The sequence below is a fragment of the Flavobacterium croceum DSM 17960 genome (assembly GCF_002917885.1).
Taxonomy (GTDB): domain Bacteria; phylum Bacteroidota; class Bacteroidia; order Flavobacteriales; family Flavobacteriaceae; genus Flavobacterium; species Flavobacterium croceum.
Genome location: NZ_PQNY01000088.1, coordinates 1 through 1,335 on the forward strand (window position 1 = coordinate 1; position 1,335 = coordinate 1,335).

Here is a 1,335-nt window from a genome sequence, read left to right on the forward strand (position 1 = left end):
TTGATGGGTCTAAATCTACTGTATGCCCTGAAGTTGGTGTTGGGTTACCATCTGGATCGGTATCATTCGCTAGAATGTTTACAACTCCATTAGCCCCGTCTTCTGTTAATGGTGCTGTTACAACATCATTTACAGATACTGGTGCATCGTTTACACAAGTTACATTTACTGTAACTGTTGCTGTATCACATAATGCTGGTAGTGGTGTACCATTATCACATACTTGGTATGTAAAGGTATCTACTCCACAGAAGTTTGCAGCTGGTACATATGTAATCGCTCCTGTTGTTGGGTTTACAGTTACTGTACCATGTAATGGATTGTTGGTTACCGTTACAGAACCTGGATTTAATGTTCCTGAATCTGCTGTGTCATTATCATTTGATAATACTGGTATCGATACTGATCCATCTTCTGTTACTGTAGCAGTGTCATCATTAGCCACTGGTGCATCGTTTTCACAAGTTACCGTAATGGTTAAGGTTTGATTTACACATAATGCTGGTAGTGGACTACCTGTATCACATACAGAAAGTGTGATAACGTCGGTACCACAGTAATTAGCATTTGGTGTATAGACATAAGTACCGTCTGGTTGTACTACTATGGTTCCATGAAGTGGTCCACTAACTGGCGTAGTGTTCACTACTAGTGTAGTTCCATCTGGATCGTAATCTAACACATTGGTAATATCTCCACTTACTGGTGTATCCTCATTCGTAGTATTGGTATCATTTACTACTACTGGTGTATCATTTACACAAGTTACTGTAATGGTAAGAGTTTCTGTTGTACATGCAACTCCTGGTGTACCTGCATCGCATACTTGGATTTCTACTACATCTGTACCACACCAGTTTGGAGCTGGTGTATACGTATATGTACCGTCAGGGTTGATTACGATTGTTCCGTGACTTGGTCCACTTACTGGTGTTGTTGTTACCGTTAATGGTGTTCCGTCTGGATCTGTGTCGCCTGCACCCGTGATATCACCACTCACTGGATTGTCTTCTAGTGTTGTAGCGGTATCATTCGTTAATACTGGCGCATCGTTTACAGGGCTTACTGTAAAGGTTATTACCGCTGTATCACATAATACTGGGGTACCTGCATCACACAACTGGTAGGTTAATGTAGCTGTTCCATTGAAATTGTTCGCTGGATCAAAGGTTACTTCGCCTGTTGTTGGGTTGTATGTCCAAACTCCTTGTGCATTGGTTACTGTTGTTTGAATTCCTGGTGTTGATGGATCTAAATCTACTGTATGTCCTGATGAAACGGTTGGGTTACCATTTGGATCGGTATCATTCGCTAGAATGTTTACTACGCCATTGG

The 1,335-nt window shown here is 41.3% G+C and carries 1 protein-coding gene; it reads right to left on the reverse strand.

The window, feature by feature from the left end:
* On the reverse strand, positions 1-1,335 hold a 1,335-nt coding region (locus Q361_RS13570; RefSeq protein WP_146047057.1), incomplete at both ends, for an Ig-like domain-containing protein.